9 protein-coding genes are annotated in these 5935 nt (G+C 41.3%); 2 read left to right on the forward strand and 7 right to left on the reverse strand.

Annotation, left to right across the window (positions count from 1 at the left end):
• Positions 1-281 precede the first annotated feature (281 nt).
• On the forward strand, positions 282-416 hold the full coding sequence (locus tag C7B77_RS31505; RefSeq protein WP_281261380.1) for a hypothetical protein: 135 nt from the start codon (positions 282-284) through the stop codon (positions 414-416).
• A gap of 111 nt (positions 417-527) precedes the next feature.
• Positions 528-1034 carry an FKBP-type peptidyl-prolyl cis-trans isomerase gene (locus tag C7B77_RS21850; protein WP_106309832.1) on the forward strand — a complete coding sequence of 169 codons (507 nt, stop codon included), beginning with the start codon at positions 528-530 and terminating at the stop codon, positions 1032-1034.
• A gap of 206 nt (positions 1035-1240) precedes the next feature.
• Here the strand turns inward: C7B77_RS21850 and C7B77_RS21855 are convergent, their stop codons facing one another.
• From C7B77_RS21855 to C7B77_RS21885, 7 genes are all read right to left on the reverse strand, one after another.
• Entirely contained in the window at positions 1241-1846 is a 606-nt protein-coding gene (locus tag C7B77_RS21855; protein WP_106309835.1) for a transposase, read from the reverse strand.
• A 47-nt stretch (positions 1847-1893) separates the two neighbouring features.
• The gene (locus C7B77_RS21860; protein WP_106309837.1) at positions 1894-2442 is read right to left on the reverse strand and encodes a helix-turn-helix domain-containing protein; all 549 of its coding nucleotides are present in this window, start codon (positions 2440-2442) and stop codon (positions 1894-1896) included.
• A gap of 45 nt (positions 2443-2487) precedes the next feature.
• Positions 2488-2739 carry a hypothetical protein gene (locus C7B77_RS21865; protein WP_106309840.1) on the reverse strand — a complete coding sequence of 84 codons (252 nt, stop codon included), beginning with the start codon at positions 2737-2739 and terminating at the stop codon, positions 2488-2490.
• A 154-nt stretch (positions 2740-2893) separates the two neighbouring features.
• Positions 2894-3751, reverse strand: a complete 858-nt coding sequence (locus C7B77_RS21870; RefSeq protein ID WP_106309843.1) for a hypothetical protein — start codon at positions 3749-3751, stop codon at positions 2894-2896.
• A gap of 15 nt (positions 3752-3766) precedes the next feature.
• Positions 3767-4276, reverse strand: coding sequence for a tetratricopeptide repeat protein (locus C7B77_RS21875; RefSeq protein ID WP_106309846.1), 510 nt, complete (start codon positions 4274-4276; stop codon positions 3767-3769).
• The gene (locus C7B77_RS21880; protein WP_106309849.1) at positions 4273-4698 is read right to left on the reverse strand and encodes a hypothetical protein; all 426 of its coding nucleotides are present in this window, start codon (positions 4696-4698) and stop codon (positions 4273-4275) included. Before C7B77_RS21880 ends, C7B77_RS21875 begins: the two co-directional genes overlap by 4 nt.
• 235 nt (positions 4699-4933) lie before the next feature.
• The coding region (locus C7B77_RS21885; RefSeq protein ID WP_181243960.1) for a cobaltochelatase subunit CobN at positions 4934-5935 on the reverse strand (1002 nt) is incomplete at its 5' end.

Consider the following 5935-nt stretch of genomic DNA (forward strand, 5'->3'; position numbering starts at 1 on the left):
TTAAGGTTACAGGCTTGCTCATTGTCAAACTTTAACCCAATTTGACTACCTCTCTCCAAAATGAGCGAACCGTGAGTATCGAGCTGTTAAATTACTCATTCAACCCCAATTCAATCGTAATCGAGATATCGATCGAGAAGTAAAATCGAAACGAACAAAAATCTCTTAGTACTTACCTTATCCCTTGCAGTCTACTATCTGTCTTCAATATCGGCAAAGGTGATTTTTCTGGTGACACACAACTATGCGATCGAAATACTGCTAATTTCAAGCAAGTAATTATGAGTAAACCTTATAAAAATCATACTGGTTGCACCTTAGTTTATGCCGATCGCCGACAAGAAAATATCGGTAGATGCGTAGTAATCGATAAAGAAGGCAGAGAAATTCAATGGTCGAATATTCCTCAGCGGTAAAGTCAGACTAAAAGCGATCGCGATCCGCGCCATTCCTCCATCGATCGTCTATTTTTGCCATACCGAGATTAATTTGTGATATGGTGGGTAACTAGAAATTGAGGTGCATTAATGAGAAAAATTTTAGTTGGTTCTATTGGAATGCTCGGTGCTGGTACTTTGAGTACATTTTTGCATATGGCGATTATTAATACCAGTGCGATCGCCGTTAGTAATTCTGCACGTCAACAGCCAGTTCTAAATACAATTGCCTTAACAGTCAGCAAGAGTGCCAAAACAATTACTACTTCTTCTGGCTTAAAATATACCGTACTTAAAGCTGGTAAAGGTGCTACTCCCAAAAAAGGACAAACAGTTTTCGTTCACTATACTGGTACGCTCACAAATGGTACCAAGTTTGATAGTTCTCGCGATCGCGGTCAACCTTTTAGTTTTCCGGTAGGTGAAGGAAGAGTAATTCCTGGTTGGGACGAAGCTTTGAGCACGATGAAAGTCGGCGAACGTAGGAAGTTAACTATTCCATCTAATTTGGCTTATGGTGCTGCGGGTGCTGGCGGGGTAATTCCACCCAATGCAACGCTAATTTTTGATGTCGAATTACTCAAGATTGCTAATTAACTGCAATATTACTTTAGTTATTTACTCGGTCTAAATATATCTGAGTCGATATTTTTAATATCTAAAATCTAGCAGGTGGGCAATTTCCTCCTGCTAGATCGACATTTCTATTGAGGACGATTGAAGAGATATTCTTTAATGCGAATTTGCTCGGTTTGTAATCCAAGAATGTCACTAGTACTGGGCGGCATAAATAAAGCCGTATTTCAATTACACAATGGCTTGCCTTTGTAAGTCCACTGGAACGGCTTTGCCATTGTGCGATTAAAGTACTCTACGAATTCTAAGATGCGAGTTTTTAGAGCTTCAGTACTAGTGAAATTCCCCCTTCGCAACAGCTTTCGCACGAGAATCCCAAACCAAATTTCAATTTGATTCATCCACGAACAATGCTTGGGAGTGAAATGCACCACTAGGCGATGAGTAGGGTCTGCCAAAAACTCAGAGCGAGTAATCATCGAATGGAGAATGCCCGATTTGCCTTTGCAACCCAATTCAATCGGCACTGGTTCTAGGTTAGCGACCAGACGAACTAATGCTTCAGACTGATGAGTGTTCAGACAGTCCATGACCAAATGGTATTTAGTTGCATCGGGCGATTGCTCAATCAATTTGCCTACATGAGCTGCCAAGTCCTGCTCGGTACGTGGATCTCCTACCGTAGCCAGGTCGATAGCTCCAGTGGCAACATTAAAGCTGGCAATTAAGGTCTGAGTACCATGCCGAATGTATTCAAATTCCCGTTTGACACAACGTCCTGGTTTCATGGGAATGTCTGGCATTGTCCGTTCTAAAGCTTGAATTCCAGTCATTTCATCTAGGCTCAATGTCACTTCTCCCGCCAGTGCTCTTGCTGGTGCTAGTTCGTAGACTTGACAAACATCTTCGACTTTCGGCTTGAATTGATGGTCGGGGGGGGATTCAACCAGTAATTACTCTGGTAAGGTTTCAGGTCTGCTTCTTGGAGTAATCTGCCTACATGTCGCTCGCTAATCGATGTGACTATCCCTTGTTTGACTAGTTCTAATGCCAACTCTCTGGCACTCCAATGACTGATGGGGCGGTCATACTGCTCTGGTGGGCAACAGGCGATTGCATATAGTTGAGTAATCTGTTCCATTGTGAAAGTGCCAGGACTACCTGGTCGCGATTCATCTTTGAGCCTTTCTAACACTGGTACTTCTGTCACCGCCAATTCCTGCCACCGCTGTCGCCATCGACGACTCATCTCGATGCTCACTCCTAATTCTTGGGCTATTTCTACATTACTTAACCCAGTTGCCGCCCGTAGGATGATTTTTGCCCGTAAGGCGATTTGTTGTGGTGTACTTGCTCGTCTGAGTAACTGCTCCAGCTCTTGCACTTGGGTATCACTCAAGTCGATCTTGACGGCTTCAAGTTTTGGCATAATTTGTACTACTTGCTCGGAACAATCTCTCCTTTAATCATATGGCTATTTATGCCGCCCAGTACTAGATATCCCCGCCAAACGTAGATCGATCGTGTTAATGCGGCTATCGATAATTTGCACCCGTTCTTCGACCTTTTTTAACCGTTCTAAAACTTGTTGGATGTCGGTGGAAAGTTGTCTATTATCGCTACGGAGATCGTTCAATTGGCGTTCAAAGCTACCAAATCCTGTCTGGATTGCACTAATCAGACTATCTAGCTTCTGTTCGACTTGCTCTAAGCGTTCTTCTGACATTGGAGGATAAACTCGAAATCTTGGTACGGTACGTGCTTACATACTATCATAATGGCTGTCGATCGCGTAGCTTATAGTAGGCGATCGATCGGCACCAAATTAGAGAGTTAGATGTTGTTGGTGTGAGTGGTGTGGCTGGTTAATACATAAAAGCTTATCTTTCATATTTCTTTTTGTAATCTTCAAGTTTTTTTCGGATAGCTGCAATTGTATGCTCTCCACCAATCTTAACTAGTTCTCCCTCATAATCTGCATTCCGTGCAAACTTATAAGCTACTCTAATTACGTTTGCTCCACTGGTTGCAAGCATAAATTCTTGCATACCACTCTCTGATTCTAAAGTATCACCACGGAGGTGAATTCTCTCTTTAATGGTTTGTGTTCCAAGATTAGTAATTTCTCTATAGGGAAATTCTTGTGTTTTATCACTTATTGTTTGACCATGATACATCTCGTTGTCGCATTGATAAGTAGCTACATGATATTCAGTTAAAAAAACAACTAGAATATTGAAATGTGAATATCGAGTTTTTTTGTCTTCCCCTTCGGCATATTTTATGTCTGTTATCCCTGTCGCAGGGCCTCCAATCCATAAAGGGTTTGACTTGCAATCATCATGTTCCAAATCAAGTCTTTTCAAAGATTCATCAACGATTTTTTGTATGTCAATTTCCAGCCATTGATCCATTTCCTTATCTGATGGTTTAGGCATTGCTCTTTCATAATCTTTTTCGTATCTCTCATAAGCTTTTTCATACTCTTTTTTATGTCTTGAGTACTTGGAGAATCCATCATTAAGCAATTTGAATCCGAAGTATCCTGAAATTATACCTAGCAAAACGAGAAGTCCTTGATTTGATAAAAAAAGAATTAATGTTACAACAATTAACCCACCTCCCATAACCATCTTATTCTTATTGCTTGAATAGTCAGGCTCGACAGGTTTAGCTGGAGTTGTTGTGAAATATTTACGGACTGCTTCAGCCCGATTGATAGAACTAGTCATTTTCATAAAATCAATTCTTTTTTAGTTAAGTTGTCCAAACTTGTTGTAGAGATGCACCCAGTAAGGATTGAGAGGATCGTTTAAATGATATAAAATCTCCCTTGCATGTTCGTACTGTATTGATTCACCCTTCTTGAAGAGTTGATCTGATGTTGGTGGCTTTTCTATAAATCTGTTCATGGTGTAAAAACCATACTTTACTATCGCCCATAGTGTATAGCATTTTAAATTTTCACTATCTCTATTAATGGCAATGCTCAATTTTTCTTCAATATCTCTAATCGTCCATTCATCAATTTTTTTAGGTCTGTTTCCGCTCAACAGCGCAATTGCAAAGTAATAGTAAGCATCATACATTGATGGATCGACATTGATTGCCTCACTCATTGCAACACTAGCCTGCTTATAATCTCGCTGATTCAAAAATTGGAGTCCATTCGCAAACAGTTTTTGTCCAGTAATAGCTGGATTAAAGTGAAGATTTTCAATATTAAACTGATCTCGTCCATAGTTGTTGTTCTGCCTAGTCATGGGTATGACCCACCAATTCTAGGATTGCCTTGGATATGTTCGATATTAATCTGATCCCGACCGTAGTTAATATTTTGTCGATTGGAAGCAAATTGAGATTGTATACTAATGATTTGATGAGCAACTTTCTGTAAATTTTGCGCGAAAATTGGCTCTATCTCCATTTCGTCATCTAAATAAGTAGCAAGTTTATTCAATGCTTCAAGAGAACCTCGCTCTTGAATTGCAGTAATTGCCTTTTCTGCCTTTATATCCTGCTTGTTTTTAAACCATTCCACAACATTCTGACGTAGTTCCTCTGCTTTAGTAAAAGCTTCGCCTGTAAGCTTTTTTGCAGCTTCCCCAGCACTAGTCTTGATGAACTCGTTAAAGGCAAGCTTGAGAATCTCTGCTGCTGCAATTGTAACAATAGGATCAGTCATATATCAGGTCTCGGGTTAATCCTTACTACACAAAAACACGCTTAATTTAACAACCTTAACCCACAAATTTCTCAAACTGAGTATTGATTGTAAGAAAAATTAATGTTGATAAGTATTTCGTCGTCTCAGGGCACTAGTGAGTTGCCGCTAAACCTTTGCAGGTAGAAGCTTTGAGTTTGAGAGCGTACCTTGCTCGACATAGAACCGCTATGCTGTGTTTTCCATGCCTATGAGGTTAAAATTCTATAAGATTGCCCTGAGATTCAATCACACCTTCAGCCTCGTTTACTATCAATTTTAACCTCTCCAATGTCCCCAGTTCTACATCTTCCCACAAACCCCGCTGATTTGCTTCGAGTAACCTTTCTGCCATATCTCGCTGCACCCATGGGTTATTCTGTTCGATAAATTCTCGAACCGTTTCGTCGAATAAATAAGCATCCGCCACACCTTTATACATGAAGTCTTGGACGCAATTAGCCGTGGCATCGTAGGCAAATAAGAAATCTAACGTCGCGGCCATTTCTGAGGCTCCCTTGTAGCCGTGGCGCATAGCTCCGGCGATCCATTTGGGGTTGACGACACGCGATCGATATACTCTGTCAATTTCTTCTGTAAGTTTGCGAACTTTGGGATTTTCGGTGCGAGAATTATCGCCGAAATAGGCTTCGGGGGCTTTGCCAGAGACTTGTTTAATGGCGGCGGTTAAACCACCTTGAAATTGATAATAATCGTCAGAGTCGAGTAAGTCATGTTCGCGATTGTCTTGATTTTGGAGGACGATTTGCATATTTCCCAAGCGTTGGTTAAATGCTTCGGGTGCGGCGATGCCTTCGGCTTTATTGGTATAAGCGTAGGCACTCCAATTGATATAAGCTTGGGCTAAATCTGCTTCAGTTTCCCAATTTTGCGATTCGATTAAGCCTTGCAATCCGGCACCATAGGCACCAGGTTTGGAGCCAAAAATTCGGTATTGCGATCGAGTTGCCGCTTCTTCTAATGTTAGTCCTTGTTGTTGCCAAGTCGCGATTTCTTGCTGGACTCGATCGGCTATTGGATTTTGTGCTGGGGTTTCATCTAATGCAGCGACAGCTTTGACAGCATTATCGAATAAGTCGATTAAATTGGGGAACGCATCGCGGAAGAAACCAGAAATTCGCAAGGTAACATCGACGCGGGGACGACCTAAAATCGAGACGGGTAAAATCTCAAAATCTACGACTCGGCGGGATACGCC

Source organism: Chamaesiphon polymorphus CCALA 037, assembly GCF_003003845.1.
GTDB lineage: Bacteria > Cyanobacteriota > Cyanobacteriia > Cyanobacteriales > Chamaesiphonaceae > Chamaesiphon > Chamaesiphon polymorphus.